The organism is Arminella tubonensis, from assembly GCF_003240585.1.
GTDB classification, from domain to species: Bacteria; Pseudomonadota; Alphaproteobacteria; order Rhizobiales; family Rhizobiaceae; genus Rhizobium; species Rhizobium tubonense.
Genome location: NZ_PCDP01000036.1, coordinates 409,418 through 424,163, shown reverse-complemented (window position 1 = coordinate 424,163; position 14,746 = coordinate 409,418). Strand labels below are relative to the sequence as shown.

The following is a 14,746-nucleotide window of genomic DNA, read 5'->3' as shown; positions in this document are numbered from 1 at the left end:
TGCGTAATCAACCAAACGGTGCTGACAGCACAATTGGGAGATTCTCCGTGACGAACGGGCATCAAAGCCGGATTTTCGGTAAGCGTGCGCAGCAACACGTCATCATCCTTGCCAGCGGCGACAATCTTCGTCACATGACGATCCGCCCCTGGATGACTGCCCTCGCCTTTTGTTTCGTCGGCGTCATCACCATCGGCTACCTGTTGGCCACGTCCTATCTGGTCCTGCGCGACGACCTCATCGGCGCCACCATGGCCCGCCAGGCGCGCATGCAATACGACTACGAGGATCGCATCGCTGCCCTTCGCGCACAAGTCGACCGCGTAACCTCCCGACAGCTTCTCGACCAGCAGGTGGTCGAAGACAAGGTCGACAAGCTGATCGAACAGCAGCAGGCGCTGTCATCCCGCCACGGAAAGCTCGACGCGCTTCTCGACCGCGCAGAAAATTCCGGCCTGATGGACAAGGATACTCCGGCAACCGCAAGCGCTCCGGCGCCGCGGAACGACCATGCCGCGCTGACCGGCGGGCTGAAGGTGATCGAGACAGCGCTTGCCAGTGGCAGCCCTGCGGACGTCACTCCCGAGAACACGACCCTGGCCTACGTGCCCGCCCCTGAAACTGTCGCAGACCGTGCCGATCGGGTCTTTTCCAAGGTCACTCTTTCGCTGAAGCACATCGAGCAAGACCAGCTGAGCCGCGTTCAGCACCTGACCGAAGGCGCATCCGAGACGGCCGACAACATCCAGTCGATTGTCAAGCACGTCGGCGTGACCGTTCCCGCAGGCACCGCAGTCAGCATGGACGATGACGGCGGCGTCGGTGGGCCCTTTGTCGCACCCCAAAGCGCGGACCAGTTCGAACGCTCGATGGCAGATCTCGATACCGCGCTGACACGACTTGAAGCCGCCCGCGGCACCGTCGAAAGCCTGCCGTTCCGCAACCCTGCTCCCGGCAAACTGATCACCAGTCCGTTCGGCAACCGCAAGGACCCGTTCTTCGGCAAGCTGGCCCTCCACACCGGAACCGACTTTCACTTCAGCCCGGGAGAAAAGGTCAGGGCGACAGCGCCCGGCAAGATCGTTTCGGCGGGCTGGGCAGGCGGTTACGGAAACATGGTCGAGATCGACCATGGAGAAGGGATCACCACCCGCTACGGCCACATGGCAGAAATCCTGGTGCGCGTCGGGGACGCAGTGAAAACCGGCGATACCGTAGGCTTGGCCGGCAGCACCGGACGCTCGACCGGAACCCACCTGCACTACGAAGTCCGCGAGAACGGCAATCCCATCGATCCGATGTACTTCGTCAACGCCGGCATCAAGCTGGCCAGCTATATCAAGTAGCTGAAGGCGAATAAGACTTTGCCACTTTGGCTTTTTCCAGCTATAAAATGTGACAAACGCGCAACAAGCGCAAATCTAGCCAAAAAATTGCGGCATCTTTAACCGATGCGCCGCACCAGGCTTCCGCTTTTCTTGACTTCCGGGGCATTTGGGACTATGTCGCGCTGCATTGCGGCACACAACGCCCGTCGACTCATCAGTGTCGACCGAACCGGAACGGAAACAGTCCTCCCTTTGACCACATTTGCTGACCTTGGCCTGAGCCAAAAAGTCCTTTCCGCTGTCACCGACGCGGGCTACACCATCCCTACACCGATCCAGGCCGGCGCCATTCCGTTTGCGCTTCAGCGCCGCGATATCTGCGGCATCGCACAGACCGGCACGGGCAAGACAGCTTCCTTCGTTCTGCCTATGCTGACCCTTCTCGAGAACGGACGCGCCCGGGCACGCATGCCGCGCACGCTGATCCTCGAGCCGACGCGCGAACTCGCTGCGCAGGTTGCGGAAAACTTCGAGAAATACGGCAAGAACCACCGCCTGAACATCGCGCTTCTCATCGGTGGCGTTTCGTTCGAGGACCAGAACCGCAAGCTTGAGCGCGGCGCCGACGTGCTGATCTGCACCCCCGGCCGGTTGCTCGACCATTTCGAGCGCGGCAAGCTTCTGATGAGCGCCGTCGAGATCTTCGTCATCGACGAAGCCGACCGTATGCTCGACATGGGTTTCATTCCTGACATCGAGCGCATCGCCAAACTTATTCCCTTTACGCGCCAGACCCTGTTCTTCTCGGCAACGATGCCGGCAGAAATCCAGAAGCTCGCTGACCGCTTCCTGCAGAACCCGGAGCGTGTCGAAGTCTCTCTCCCAGCGTCGACTGCGACAACAGTTACTCAACGTTTCGTCGCAACTCACGGCAAGGATTACGAAAAGCGCGCAACGCTGCGCGATCTCATCCGCGCCCAGACGGACCTGAAGAACGCCATCATCTTCTGCAACCGCAAGAAGGACGTGGCTGATCTCTTCCGCTCGCTCGAGCGCCATGGCTTCTCGGTCGGCGCGCTGCACGGCGACATGGACCAGCGCTCGCGCACGACGATGCTGCAGAATTTCCGTGACGGCCAGATCCAGCTTCTCGTCGCCTCCGATGTCGCTGCCCGCGGCCTCGACCTGCCTGATGTTGGCCACGTCTTTAATTTCGACGTTCCGATCCACTCCGAAGATTACGTCCACCGTATCGGCCGTACCGGCCGTGCCGGTCGCTCCGGCGCCGCCTTTACGCTTGTCACCAAGCGCGAGACGAAGCACACTGATTCGATCGAGAAGCTCATCGGCCAGAAAATCGAGTGGCTGAACGGCGATCTCAACGCCTTGCCGCCGGCCGAAGAAGGCAACGACAACGAGCGTCCCCGCCGCGCCAGCAGCAGCCGCGACAAGGACCGCGATCGCAGCCGTGGCAGGGGCCGCAGCGCTCCGGTTCACAAATCTGATATCGATACGGCGGATACTCGCGTCGAACAGCCGATCGAAATCGCAGCATCCGTACCAGCACCCGCATTCATACCAGCACCAGTAAAGGTCGAGACCGTGAGAAACGAGCGCAAGTCCGAAAACAACAGGTCCGACAACAACAGGTCTCACGACAATGGCCGTGGCCATAACGGCTCGCGAAACAATGCCCGGCCCATCCCGGCTGCAAACGACGACAATCGCGAACGCCGCGCCCGTTATCACCGCGACCAGGATGACGGCCCGACACCTGTCGGCTTCGGCGAAGATATCCCTGCCTTCATGCTGATCGTTGCCAGCGCCGGCGCCAAGGCCTAACGGTCTTCGGCCCAATGGGGAAACCCGGCATCGATTTTCCAGGACTTGGAACCGGCCTTGCGATCCTCCGCGATGGCAAGCTGCTCCTCTATAAGCGTCTCAAGGCGCCCGAAGCCGGCTATTGGAATATAGTCGGCGGCAAGGTCGACCATATGGAGCCGGCTGAAACGGCAGCGCGTCGCGAAGCCGAGGAAGAAACCGGCCTGACGGTCGGTCATGTCGAGCTGCTCTGCACCACCGAACAGATCATCGCCGCCGACAACCAGCATTGGATTTCGCTGATCTACCTAACCTCCGAGTTCAGCGGCCAGCCGCGTCTTGCCGAGCCCGACAAACTTTCCGAATTCGGCTGGTTCGGCCCCCACGACCTCCCCTCGCCCCTCTCCGCCTTTACCCGCGCGGCAATCGCTCATCTTAGCGAAGACGAATTTTACTAGACGCCCTCGGTATGGCTGGCGTTCGTTGGCCCGACATCGGCTGGCACCCAGAGGGCTCCCGCGCCCGGAATCTCTTGCTGGAACGGCAGCGCGGTGTTTGGTCGTTCATCAAAGGTTCACTTCGCCAGACTTAAAGTAAAAATGTAAATAAATAAGAATATTCTAAATTAATGTGAGGAATAAATGAATAATATTTCCGCAAAATCAAATATTAAATCTTCTATATTTGCTGCAGTTGCAACAGTTGCAATGTTTTCCTTTAGCGCGAGCAGCTATGCGGCAGTAAACGAGTCGCATGACTTTGGCAAAGACTGCACCATGCTCTGCATGGCCGGGACTTGGTCAAAAGACACAACAACTGGACTCTGGGATTGCTCGAGCCGAAATGTAAAGAAGTCCAAAGGTTGCCCGGCGATTGTGAAAGGCCTCAGCCCGAAAAAAGATACTTTGAACATGCAACCTTCCGGCAAGGTAATTCAGGGCTCGTCGACTTCGGTACCCCAAAAAAATCTGGACGTAAAACAACAGTATAGCGCGCAGCCACGGGACGCCGTCGAAAAGCAGTACAAAGCTTCTCCCCCGAAAAATCTTGTGGCACCTGATTGATAACTCAGACGAAATCGAGCGTGCCGAAAAATCGGTTCGCTCGGTTCCCACACCTCACTCCGCCCGCAGCGCCGCCTCGTAGGCCAGCCGCACCCAGTGCGCCATAATATCGGGATCGTCATAGGCATCCTCGGGGATCGACCAATAGGGCATATTGACTGCCTTGCCCTTCTTGCCCTCATAGGCCCAGCGCCTGGCGCCGGCCGCCTCGAACTCTGGCGCGCTGACGGCATCCACTTTCAGCATCATCTCGTCACGAAGCTCGATCGCGATGATGCGACCCATATGATAGATACCCTTGCCGCCGAACATCCGCTTGATCGTCACGGGTCCGAGCGCCGAAAACATCTCCTCGATATCGGTATTGTTCATCGCTGAAATCCTGTGGCTCGGACAGCTTATAGTGAGTGATAGTCGCGGTTCATATAGAGCAGTGCCGGCCTTGCCTCGCTGAAGCGGACAGCCACGACCTCGCCAAAAAGAATGTTGTGGGTCGAACCGCGGGTGATTTCGTTAACCCGGCAGTCGAAGGTGGCGAGCGAATCGACCAGCGTCGGGGCGCCGGTTACAAGCGTGTCGAAGTCTCCGGATGCGAAACGCTCGTCCGTCGTCAGGTTCGTCCGGCCGGAAAAAGCGTCGGCCAAGGTTTGATGGTGCGCGCCCAGCGTATTCAACGCGAAAATGCCGCTGCGGAAAAAGATCTCGTTCTTCGCATTGCTGTTGTTGAGGCAGATGAGCACCGTTGCCGGATTGTCGGACACCGAGCAGGCGGCCGTGATCGTTACGCCGCGCCGCTCCTTGCCGAGCACAGTCGTCACCAACTGCACATGGCCGGCAAAGCGGCTCATGGCATCGCGATAATGCGCCGGGTCCATCTGCTGCCTATCCAACAACCATCTTCTCCCGCATTCCGGATCTACCGTTTTGAGCCAATATGGCTACCATGCGTTAGCTTTTCTACAATGGGAGATGACAAAACGGTCGGAATTCGTTGGTTTTTCTTTGACGGGCCGCACTGGATAGATAAAAGAGCAGGAGAAATTCCCTGGGTATCCTGCTCGATGAACGATGTGCGTGGCATACTGCTTCTGGTCTCGCTGCTGCTTGCAGCGGGAAGCAGCCATGCCGCCGGGGTGACAATCGGCGTCGTCGCGCCACAGATGGGCACTTATGCCTCGCTCGGCGCTCAAATCACCGCCGGCGCGGGCTTCGAATCCGAAACATCCAAGAACACCATCGTCCCCGTCGACGAGCCCTGCACGGAAAATAGCGGCCAGGCTGTTGCCGACGCCCTGATCAAGGCCAAGGTGCAGATCGCCATCGGTTTTCTCTGCAGCGAAACGCTCGAGGGTGCGCTTCCGAAGCTGAAGGATGCAGGCATCCCGGCAATTACCGTCTCCGTCCGCTCGCATATCCTGATGGAAGATGCCTTGAAAAACGGGTGGCCGCTCTTCCGCTTGGCCCCGATCGACAGCGCCGAGGCGAAAAAGGTGGTCGAAACCATCATCGGGGAATGGGCTGCAAAGCCGATCGCACTGATTGACGACGGGACAATCCATGGCCGCGAACTGGTCGAGGCGGTGCGCAATGCGCTCGAAGAGCAAGGCCTGAAGCCGGTTTTTGTCGATACCTACCGGCCGGGACAGGAACAGCAGATCGGCCTTGTACGCCGGCTAAGGAAAGCTGGCGCAACCAATGTCTTCATCGGCGGCGACCGCAGCGATGTGGCAATCCTTGCCCGAGATGCCGCTGCCGAGAAGATACCGCTGGTACTCATGGGCGGCGATGCTATGCGCGCCGCAGATCAGCCGCTGGCTTTGGCTGCAGGCGTTCAGGCAGTCACCCTTCCCACCTACGCGACGCTTCCGCCGGGACTTGCCGCAGCCAAGGCCCTGCGCGACAAGGGCATCGAACCGGAAGGCTATGTGCTGCGCGCAGCCGCCGCCGCTGCGATTGCCAGCCAGGTCGTCGAAGCTACGATTGCAGAAAAAAAGCCTCTTCTCGACAAACTGATCGGTACGACCTGGCAAACCGCGCTTGGGCCCATTGCCTTCGGAGCCAATCACGAACTCACCGCAAATCCCTATCGAGTTCTTCGCTGGAACGGCAAGGATTTCCAGCCGGCAGATGGAGCCACCGACTAACGATCTCGCATTGCGCCGGGCGTCGATGTTACCGATCGCTTGGTTGTTTGCCCCACGATCGGGTGATAAGCCAAACCGAAACAGCCACTGATGGAGCTACCGCCCATGACACTGCCGATCCGCATCGCACCATCCATCCTCGCCGCAGACTTCGCCAATCTCGGGCAGGAAGTACGCGACGTGACCGAGGCCGGCGCCGATTGGATCCATCTCGACATCATGGACGGTCATTTCGTGCCGAATATCTCCTTCGGCCCCGACGTCATCAAGTCGTTGCGCCCCTATACCAATGCCGTGTTCGACTGCCACCTGATGATCTCGCCGGTCGACCCCTATCTCGAGGCATTTGCCAAGGCCGGTTGCGACAGGATCACTGTTCACGCTGAGGCAGGACCGCATCTCCATCGCTCGCTTCAGACAATTCGACATCTCGGCAAGAAAGTCGGCGTCACCCTCAATCCGGCAACGCCGCTTTCCGCGATCGAAAACGTGCTCGATGATGTCGACCTGATCCTGATCATGTCGGTCAATCCCGGCTTCGGCGGCCAGAAGTTCATCCCGGCGATGACGGACAAGATCAGGAGCGCAAAATTGCTGATCGGCGATCGCCCGATCGAACTCGAAGTCGATGGCGGCGTTACGACGGAGACAGCCCCGATGATCGCTGCCGCCGGCGGCAACGTATTCGTCGCCGGATCGGCAATCTTCAAAGGCGAGTCGGTCGAGGCCTACCGCAAGACCGTGGGTGACCTGCGCGCTGCAGCGGAACGAGGCCGCGTTGGCGCAAGTTGAGCCCGCAAGACCCCGAGGTCGCTTTGCAGCCGCAGTACCGCCCCTGCCCTTGCTGGTGCTTGGAGCACTCTGCTGGGGTGTGATGATGGCCTTCTCCGCCAGTCTTGCTATCTATTGCCGTAACGGACTGCAGACGGATAGTGCCCTCGATCTGGTAGTGCTCTATTTCCTGGGCGGGTTGCTGGCCTGGCCCTGCTCGATCTCCGTCGCTCGGTTCTCCGCCTACAGCAAGCCTACAGAAACACGCTTTGCCGCCTTCGTCCTGTGGCTTTCGCTCGGCACGATGGCGATGACCGCCTTCCTCTTCGCCATGGACTACCGTATCTTCTATTCGCGTTGGCACGCACCTTTCGGATCGCTGGTCTGGATGTTCCAGTTCGCGTTCACGGGCGCCAGCGCGGTCTATCAGTTCGCCGTTCTTGGCAGCCGGCTTTTCATGCCGCTCGGCCTGCCGTTTCTGCTGGTCACCAGCCTCTACCTGGCCAGGCGCACGCGTTGAGCCACCGCTTAATGAGGCCGGCAAGTTGAGATTGTCCGGCTTCTTTGCTACAGGGGCCGCAAAGCATTCCCTTCCCGCCTTCGAAGAAAGCTGAGAGCCCATGATCCCGCGCTACTCCCGACCGGAAATGGTCGCCATCTGGTCGCCAGAAACCAAATTCCGCATCTGGTTCGAGATCGAGGCCCATGCCTGCGACGCCCTCGCCGAACTCGGCGTGATCCCGAAGTCTGCAGCTGAAACAATCTGGGAAAAGGGTGGCAAGGCCACATTCGACGTGGACCGCATCGACGAGATCGAAGCCGTCACCAAGCATGACGTCATCGCCTTCCTGACGCATCTGTCGGAAATCGTCGGCCCGGACGCCCGCTTCGTGCATCAGGGCATGACGTCTTCCGATGTGCTCGACACCTGCTTCAATGTCCAGCTCGTCCGCGCCACCGATATATTGATCGCCGATGTCGACAAGCTGCTGGAAGCGCTGAAGCGCCGCGCGTTCGAACACAAGGATACCGTGACAATCGGTCGCTCGCACGGCATCCACGCCGAGCCGATCACTTTCGGCATCAAGATGGCCCTGGCCTATGCCGAGTTCGAGCGCTGCCGTGCGCGCCTCGTTGCTGCCCGCGAGGAAGTCGCCACCTGCGCCATCTCCGGCGCCGTCGGCACCTTCGCCAACATCGACCCTCGCGTCGAGGAGCATGTTGCAGCAGCACTTGGACTGAAGCCCGAACCCGTCTCGACCCAGGTAATCCCGCGCGATCGCCATGCGATGTATTTCGCAACTCTCGGCGTCGTCGCATCCTGCATCGAGCGCCTATCCACCGAAGTCCGCCATCTGCAGCGCACCGAAGTCCTGGAAGCCGAGGAATATTTCTCGCCCGGCCAGAAGGGTTCTTCAGCCATGCCGCACAAGCGCAATCCAGTGCTGACCGAGAACCTGACCGGCCTTGCCCGCATGGTGCGCTCCTATGCAATTCCGGCCATGGAAAATGTGGCACTCTGGCACGAGCGCGACATCTCGCACTCGTCCGTCGAGCGCATGATCGGACCGGACGGCACGATCACCCTCGACTTCGCCTTGGCACGCCTGACCGGCGTCATCGATAAATTGCTCGTCTACCCCGAGAACATGATGAACAATCTGAACAAGTTCCGCGGACTTGTTCACTCGCAGCGCGTCCTTCTCGCCCTGACACAAGCCGGTGTCTCGCGCGAAGATTCCTACCGCCTCGTTCAGCGCAATGCGATGAAGGTCTGGGAACAGGGCAAGGATTTCCTCGAGGAACTGCTGGCCGACACCGAAGTGCGCGCGGCGCTGTCGGAAGAGGAACTCCGCGAGAAATTCGATCTCGCTTACCACACCAAGCACGTCGACACGATCTTCAAGCGCGTCTTCGGTTGATACAGATGTGAACGCTTACAAACGCCCCCGGTGACCCCGGCGGCGTTTGTGCTTTTGTCGACCTCAGGCGACCGGAGCGATCAGCTTGCGATAGAGATGCCAGGTCGAATGGCCGAGGATCGGCATCACCACGGCAAGGCCCGCAAAGATCGGTATCGTTCCGAGGACGAGCAGGCCCGCGACAATCAAGCCCCAAAGCGCCACGGGTATAGGGTTGGCAAGGGTCGCCCGGACACTGGCATCGACCGCCGCAACCGCACCGACATCCCGGTCGAGCAATAGCGGAAAGGCGACGACGGTAGTTGCCAGCACGATCACCGCGAAGACAAGGCCAGTCAGATTGCCCCAGAGAATAAGCGACATGCCCCGAGGCGTCGTCAGGACGTCTGACAGGAAGGATGACACGGACGCCGGAACCGCATCACCGAAATAGGCTGCATAGATCATTTGCGCGACAACGAGCCATGCAATGAACAGTGCAAACAACATAAGCCCGACAGCTATGATCGAGGGCAGCGCTGGCGAATGCCGAACGTCGAACGCATGTCGCCAGGAGGTGTCCTGCCCGGTCTCGCGTCTGCGACTGATCTCATAAAGACCGATGGCCGCAAGCGGGCCAAGCAGCGCGAAGCCGGACATCAATGGAAACAGCAATGGCAGGAGATTTGCCCCGGAACTCCATGCCGCAAGCACGATGCCGGCTATCGGATAAAGGAGACACAGAAAGACATAATGAGATGGCTTTTCGCTGAAATCCTCGAGGCCGCGCCTCAAGCAATCGATGATATCGGCTACCGTTATCTTGCGGACGACCGGACGCACGAATGTATTTTCTGCGCCGGCCATGACATGGAATGCTGCCATTGTGCTTCTCCTCCTGGAGCTTGCTGCGAAGCACATCCTCCCGACATGCTAGGAACGCAGCAAATCTTTAACGCGCTCAAGGCCCTCTCTCCATCGTGATGAGGGATATTGGGCCAGCCAGGCAGGCGGTTCGAAACCCGGACGAATCTCGCGCCGACGTCGTCAGCCGCTACCGGCATGTCAAGACGATAGCAAATTCTGCCGCATTTGTCGCGTTTTCCCTTGACTCCTACGCCCCCATTTCTCAAATCGGCAGGATCATGAAAGCTTCCGACGCAGATATCCTCATCATCCCCGGCTACACCAATTCCGGACCCGACCACTGGCAGACGCGCTGGGAGCAAAAGCTCAGCACCGCGCGACGCGTCGAGCAGGCCGAATGGTCGAAGCCGGTGCGCGAAGAATGGGCCGCGCGGATCGCCGAGGAAGTCAATGCCTCAACGCGGCCGGTGGTGCTGGTAGCGCACTCGCTCGGCGTGCCCTCAGTCCTTCATGCGATTCCCCATTTCCGCAAGCCGGTCGCCGGCGCCTTCTTCGTCGCTCCGCCTGACGTCGCAAACCCGGATATCCGCCCGAAGCATCTGATGACGTTCGGTCCCTACCCGCGCGACCCGCTGCCGTTCCCTTCCATGACGATCGCCAGTCGAAACGATCCCTTCGGCACCTACGAACATGCCGACGACATCGCCAGCAGCTGGGGATCGGTGCTGATGGATGCAGGGGAAGCCGGCCATATCAATGCCGATTCCGGCCATGGTCCATGGCCCGAGGGCACGATGGCATTCGCCCAGTTTCTCAGCAAGTTGAAGCCTTGAACCGGGTCAAGTTTCTGAGCGACATCATAGGGTTACAAACGCCAATTATGTTCGGCGGTATCCGGGCTTAAGAGCTACTTAACATAATGCAGGCACACTGCAGTGAGTTTCGCACAGGTGTGCCCATTGATTTGGTTTCTAAAAGACCGGCCGCTCTTTCCCAATGTTTCGACGGACCCTTTCGGCATTTTGCATGAAATGCCGGTGGCAACCGTTGCCTTCGCTTTGGAAAGCCGCCGGGTCGTCTACGCCAACACCGCCTTCTGCCGACTTTGCGGACCTCCTGACAGCAGTGAGATAAAAAACATCGATGCCTTCGTGCTCGACGAAGACCGCATCGCTTTTTCGCAGTCTCTCGAACGGTTGACCAGCAACGAAGTATCCGATCTGTCGCTCCTGCGCATCTTCGGTCGGGATCGTCAAAGCCTCTGGGTAAAGCCGACATTCTTCTCACCACCGGCGGATTGGGAGACGGCCGAAGCTTTGGCCTTCCTCCAGTTTGCCGACGTCGATCGCGAAAAGCAGGAGCACGATGACCTCCGAGAACGGGAAGCGCGGTGGAACTCCGCTCTGATCAGTTCCGAGCTTGGCGTCTGGGACCATGATTTCACCAACGGCCGAATGATCTATTCCGAGACGTGGCGAAAAATCCGCGGCTACGTCTCAGACGCAGAGTTCAACGCCGCTCTCGACAACTGGATTCTCAACGTTCACCCGGATGACCGGACCTATGTTCTGGCGGCCATCGAGCGTCAGAATGCAGGTGATCTCAACTATAGCGCTTTCAGCTATCGTGAGCGCCACAAGGATGGCCACTGGATCTGGATCGAATGCCGCGGTGCCTGCGTCGAATGGAATGAGGACGGCATTCCCACCCGTATCATCGGCACCGACGCCGATATCACCCAGCGAAAACTGGCCGAAGAGCTGTTGGCAAACACGTCACGGCGATTGAATCTGGCGCTCGAGATTTCAAGGATCGGCGTATTCGAGGCAGATATCGAAAAAGACGAAGTCGAGTGGGACGACAGATTGATGTCGATCTATGGCCTGGAAGGAACGCCGAGCATCAAGACCGGCGACTTTTGGGAGACGACGCTACATCCGGAAGACCGGGACCGGGTACTGAAGCGTGTCGACGCCCATCTTGAAAGCGACGACGCATTCATGCACGAATTCCGCATCATCCGCCCGGACAAGAAAGAGCGCGTCATCCGTGCCCGCGCAGCACCTTTTGTCGATGACCGCGGCCGCCGCAAGATGATCGGTGCCAATTGGGATGTGACGGCCGAGGTCGCTTTGCGGGACGAACTTAAGCGCTCCAAGGATCTTGCCGAGGCGCGCAATCTTGAGCTTGAGACGGCCAAGGAGCAGATCGAGCACATCGCCCTGCACGATCATTTGACTGGCCTGCCGAACCGCCGCTATCTCGACAAGACGCTGGAGCAGCGTTCGGCCGAATGCAAGGCGGATGGTTCAATGCTGGTCATTCTCCACATCGACCTCGACCGCTTCAAACAGATCAACGACACGCTTGGCCATCGCGCCGGCGATATGATGCTGAAGCACGCCGCGGACGTCCTGCGAAGCAACGTCGGCAGTGGCGATTTCGTGGCGAGGATCGGTGGCGACGAATTCGTGGCTGTCTGCAAGTACGATCGCTTCTCCAAGAAGATATCCGCGCTCGCCGCCCACATTATTCGCGAGCTCCGCAGGCCCGTTCGCTATGAAACCCATGACTGCCGGTTCGGCGCCAGTATCGGCATCGCCTGCGATAGCGGCCCTACCCTCGATGCCAAGCAATTGCTGCTCAATGCCGATATCGCTCTCTACCGCGCCAAAGGCGGTGGCCGCAACCGACATGAGTTCTTCTCCCTTGACGCCCAGCATCACATCGTCACCACAAAGCGCCTCTCGGATGAGATCCTGCTCGGCATCGAGCGCCACGAATTCGTGCCGTTCTATCAGCCGCAATTCTGCGCGCGGTCGCTTGACGTCGTCGGGACGGAAGCCTTGATACGCTGGAATCATCCCGTCCGCGGCCTTCTCGGCCCGGACCGCTTCCTGTCGATTGCCGAAGATCTCGATGTCGTGGCTACCCTGGACGCTCTAGTGCTGCAGCAGGCGCTTGCCGACCATCGCCAATGGTGCGAGGCAGGCGTCGATATTCCGAAGATTTCAGTCAACGTGTCCGCCCGCCGCCTAGCCGACCCGGCACTTGCAAAGACCATCCGTGCACTGAAGATCAAGCCCGGAACTGTCTCCTTCGAATTGCTGGAATCCATTTCGCTGGAGGAATGCAACGATGCCTCGATCGCCAACCTCAAGCAGCTGAAGAAGCTTGGCGTCGACATCGAGATTGATGACTTCGGCACGGGACACGCGTCGATCGTCAGCCTGCTGAGGCTGAGCCCGAAGACGCTGAAGATCGACCGTGAACTGATCAAGCCGCTGCCGCAATCCGCCGAACAGCGACGTCTCGTCGGCTCCATCATCGAGATCGGCCGCTCGCTCGGCATCCGTGTGACGGCGGAGGGCGTTGAGACTATGCATCATGCCCATATCCTTGCCGAGCTCGGATGCGATAATCTCCAGGGCTATGCCCTCGCCCGTCCCATGGCGGCAGCCGACATCCCAGCCTTCATTCGTGGCGAAAGCTGGCGCGCCAATGATCGCGGCGCCCGGGTTATCCAGCAGGAATTGAAGCGCGCATTGCGCTGAACGAGATCCATATTCGGTGCCGGCTATTGCGGGATAGTTCCGTAAGTCTGTGAAGTATTCCCGACGGTTCATTCCATCGTCAAACAAAAGCCTGTAGAACAGCCTAAGAAAGCTTGCGATTCTCGTTGCGATAAATGCCCCACGGCGGAATCCCTCGGAAGGAGGCACGGGCGGATTGTGAATTCCCTTCTTTTCCTTTATGGGGACGCCCAGAGATCGATCCACTTGCGCTGTCCCAAGGGCGCCAACTACAGAGAATAACAAGATGAACCGTCGCCGCCGTATCTACGAAGGCAAGGCCAAGATCCTGTATGAAGGACCTGAGCCGGGAACATTGATTCAGTTTTTCAAGGATGACGCCACCGCGTTCAACAAGAAAAAGCATGAAGTCATCGACGGCAAGGGCGTTCTGAACAACCGCATTTGCGAATATATATTCAGCCATCTGAACAAGATCGGCATTCCCACACACTTTATCCGCCGCCTCAACATGCGCGAGCAGCTGATCAAGGAAGTGGAGATGATTCCGCTTGAGATCGTCGTGCGCAATGTCGCCGCCGGTTCGCTTGCGCAGCGCCTCGGCATCGAGGAAGGCGTAGTCCTGCCGCGTTCGATCATCGAGTTCTACTACAAGTCCGATGCGCTGAACGACCCGATGGTTTCGGAAGAGCACATCACGGCTTTCGGATGGGCGAACCCTGCAGAACTCGATGACATCATGGCGCTCGCCATCCGTGTCAACGACTTCATGACCGGCCTCTTCCTCGGCGTTGGCATCCAGCTCGTCGACTTCAAGATCGAATGCGGCCGCCTGTTTGAAGGTGACATGATGCGCATTATCCTAGCAGACGAGATCTCGCCTGATTCCTGCCGTCTTTGGGACGTCGAAACCCATGAGAAGATGGACAAGGACCGCTTTCGCCGCGACCTGGGCGGGCTTCTGGAAGCCTATTCCGAAGTTGCGCGCCGTCTCGGTATCATCAATGAAAACGAGCCTGTGCGCGGCACCGGCCCTGTTCTCGTCAAGTAAAGGCACGAAAGGACAATCGTGATCAAGGCTCGCGTAACAGTCACGCTGAAGAACGGCGTTCTCGATCCCCAGGGCAAGGCTATAGAAGGAGCGCTCGGCGCGCTCGGCTTCGAAGGCGTCGACCAGATCCGGCAGGGCAAGGTATTCGACCTTACGCTCGACGGCGTCGACAAAACCCGCGCCGAAGCCGACATCAAGGCAATGTGCGAAAAACTCCTCGCAAACACGGTGATCGAGAACTATACGATTTCTCTCGACTGAAGGTT

The 14,746-nt window shown here is 59.0% G+C and carries 15 protein-coding genes; 12 read left to right on the top strand and 3 right to left on the bottom strand.

Annotated elements, in window-relative coordinates:
- The first annotated feature begins 47 nt into the window (after nucleotides 1-47).
- The 4 genes from CPY51_RS16900 to CPY51_RS32315 all read left to right on the top strand — a co-directional run bounded on the left by CPY51_RS16900 (nucleotide 48) and on the right by CPY51_RS32315 (nucleotide 4,213).
- Nucleotides 48-1,346, top strand: coding sequence for a M23 family metallopeptidase (locus CPY51_RS16900; protein WP_111161364.1), 1,299 nt, complete (start codon nucleotides 48-50; stop codon nucleotides 1,344-1,346).
- Between the two features lie 234 nt (nucleotides 1,347-1,580).
- Entirely contained in the window at nucleotides 1,581-3,170 is a 1,590-nt protein-coding gene (locus tag CPY51_RS16895; RefSeq protein ID WP_195909551.1) for a DEAD/DEAH box helicase, read from the top strand.
- Nucleotides 3,171-3,184: 14 nt separating this feature from the next.
- Entirely contained in the window at nucleotides 3,185-3,607 is a 423-nt protein-coding gene (locus CPY51_RS16890; RefSeq protein WP_111161362.1) for an NUDIX domain-containing protein, read from the top strand.
- A 183-nt stretch (nucleotides 3,608-3,790) separates the two neighbouring features.
- Nucleotides 3,791-4,213 carry a hypothetical protein gene (locus tag CPY51_RS32315; RefSeq protein ID WP_146260139.1) on the top strand — a complete coding sequence of 141 codons (423 nt, stop codon included), beginning with the start codon at nucleotides 3,791-3,793 and terminating at the stop codon, nucleotides 4,211-4,213.
- A gap of 54 nt (nucleotides 4,214-4,267) precedes the next feature.
- Here CPY51_RS32315 and CPY51_RS16880 read toward each other — a convergent pair whose 3' ends face one another.
- On the bottom strand, nucleotides 4,268-4,585 hold the full coding sequence (locus CPY51_RS16880; protein ID WP_111161360.1) for a TfoX/Sxy family protein: 318 nt from the start codon (nucleotides 4,583-4,585) through the stop codon (nucleotides 4,268-4,270).
- Nucleotides 4,586-4,611: 26 nt separating this feature from the next.
- Nucleotides 4,612-5,106, bottom strand: coding sequence for a flavin reductase (locus tag CPY51_RS16875; protein WP_111161359.1), 495 nt, complete (start codon nucleotides 5,104-5,106; stop codon nucleotides 4,612-4,614).
- Nucleotides 5,107-5,274: 168 nt separating this feature from the next.
- On the opposite strand from CPY51_RS16875, the gene CPY51_RS16870 reads away from it, so the two are divergent.
- The 4 genes from CPY51_RS16870 to purB all read left to right on the top strand — a co-directional run bounded on the left by CPY51_RS16870 (nucleotide 5,275) and on the right by purB (nucleotide 9,050).
- A complete protein-coding gene (locus CPY51_RS16870) occupies nucleotides 5,275-6,357 on the top strand; it encodes a branched-chain amino acid ABC transporter substrate-binding protein (protein WP_111161358.1) in 1,083 nt (360 codons plus the stop codon).
- 105 nt (nucleotides 6,358-6,462) lie between these two features.
- Nucleotides 6,463-7,149 (top strand): ribulose-phosphate 3-epimerase, encoded by a 687-nt coding sequence (rpe, locus tag CPY51_RS16865; RefSeq protein ID WP_111161357.1) that lies wholly within the window; start codon nucleotides 6,463-6,465, stop codon nucleotides 7,147-7,149.
- Entirely contained in the window at nucleotides 7,136-7,648 is a 513-nt protein-coding gene (locus tag CPY51_RS16860; RefSeq protein ID WP_111161356.1) for a hypothetical protein, read from the top strand. Before rpe ends, CPY51_RS16860 begins: the two co-directional genes overlap by 14 nt.
- A 100-nt stretch (nucleotides 7,649-7,748) precedes the next feature.
- Nucleotides 7,749-9,050, top strand: a complete 1,302-nt coding sequence (gene purB / locus CPY51_RS16855) for an adenylosuccinate lyase (RefSeq protein ID WP_111161355.1) — start codon at nucleotides 7,749-7,751, stop codon at nucleotides 9,048-9,050.
- Nucleotides 9,051-9,113: 63 nt separating this feature from the next.
- Here the strand turns inward: purB and CPY51_RS16850 are convergent, their stop codons facing one another.
- Nucleotides 9,114-9,914 carry a DUF2189 domain-containing protein gene (locus tag CPY51_RS16850; RefSeq protein WP_111161354.1) on the bottom strand — a complete coding sequence of 267 codons (801 nt, stop codon included), beginning with the start codon at nucleotides 9,912-9,914 and terminating at the stop codon, nucleotides 9,114-9,116.
- A gap of 260 nt (nucleotides 9,915-10,174) precedes the next feature.
- Between CPY51_RS16850 and CPY51_RS16845 the strand changes: the two genes are divergently transcribed.
- The 4 genes from CPY51_RS16845 (at nucleotide 10,175) to purS (ending at nucleotide 14,741) form a co-directional block, all read left to right on the top strand.
- The gene (locus tag CPY51_RS16845) at nucleotides 10,175-10,729 is read left to right on the top strand and encodes an RBBP9/YdeN family alpha/beta hydrolase (RefSeq protein ID WP_111161433.1); all 555 of its coding nucleotides are present in this window, start codon (nucleotides 10,175-10,177) and stop codon (nucleotides 10,727-10,729) included.
- Between the two features lie 198 nt (nucleotides 10,730-10,927).
- On the top strand, nucleotides 10,928-13,450 hold the full coding sequence (locus CPY51_RS16840; protein WP_195909558.1) for a sensor domain-containing protein: 2,523 nt from the start codon (nucleotides 10,928-10,930) through the stop codon (nucleotides 13,448-13,450).
- Nucleotides 13,451-13,715: 265 nt separating this feature from the next.
- Nucleotides 13,716-14,480, top strand: coding sequence for a phosphoribosylaminoimidazolesuccinocarboxamide synthase (gene purC / locus CPY51_RS16835; RefSeq protein ID WP_111161353.1), 765 nt, complete (start codon nucleotides 13,716-13,718; stop codon nucleotides 14,478-14,480).
- A gap of 18 nt (nucleotides 14,481-14,498) precedes the next feature.
- Nucleotides 14,499-14,741, top strand: a complete 243-nt coding sequence (gene purS, locus CPY51_RS16830) for a phosphoribosylformylglycinamidine synthase subunit PurS (RefSeq protein ID WP_111161352.1) — start codon at nucleotides 14,499-14,501, stop codon at nucleotides 14,739-14,741.
- Nucleotides 14,742-14,746 lie beyond the last annotated feature (5 nt).

Coding starts and splice junctions, on each gene's coding strand:
- purC (WP_111161353.1), top strand. CDS start 13,716: ATGAACCGTCGCCGCCGTATCTACGAAGGCAAGGCCAAGATCCTGTAT.
- rpe (WP_111161357.1), top strand. CDS start 6,463: ATGACACTGCCGATCCGCATCGCACCATCCATCCTCGCCGCAGACTTC.
- CPY51_RS16840 (WP_195909558.1), top strand. CDS start 10,928: ATGCCGGTGGCAACCGTTGCCTTCGCTTTGGAAAGCCGCCGGGTCGTC.
- CPY51_RS16870 (WP_111161358.1), top strand. CDS start 5,275: ATGAACGATGTGCGTGGCATACTGCTTCTGGTCTCGCTGCTGCTTGCA.
- CPY51_RS16845 (WP_111161433.1), top strand. CDS start 10,175: ATGAAAGCTTCCGACGCAGATATCCTCATCATCCCCGGCTACACCAAT.
- purB (WP_111161355.1), top strand. CDS start 7,749: ATGATCCCGCGCTACTCCCGACCGGAAATGGTCGCCATCTGGTCGCCA.
- CPY51_RS16880 (WP_111161360.1), bottom strand. CDS start 4,585: ATGAACAATACCGATATCGAGGAGATGTTTTCGGCGCTCGGACCCGTG.
- CPY51_RS16850 (WP_111161354.1), bottom strand. CDS start 9,914: ATGGCAGCATTCCATGTCATGGCCGGCGCAGAAAATACATTCGTGCGT.
- CPY51_RS16890 (WP_111161362.1), top strand. CDS start 3,185: ATGGGGAAACCCGGCATCGATTTTCCAGGACTTGGAACCGGCCTTGCG.
- CPY51_RS32315 (WP_146260139.1), top strand. CDS start 3,791: ATGAATAATATTTCCGCAAAATCAAATATTAAATCTTCTATATTTGCT.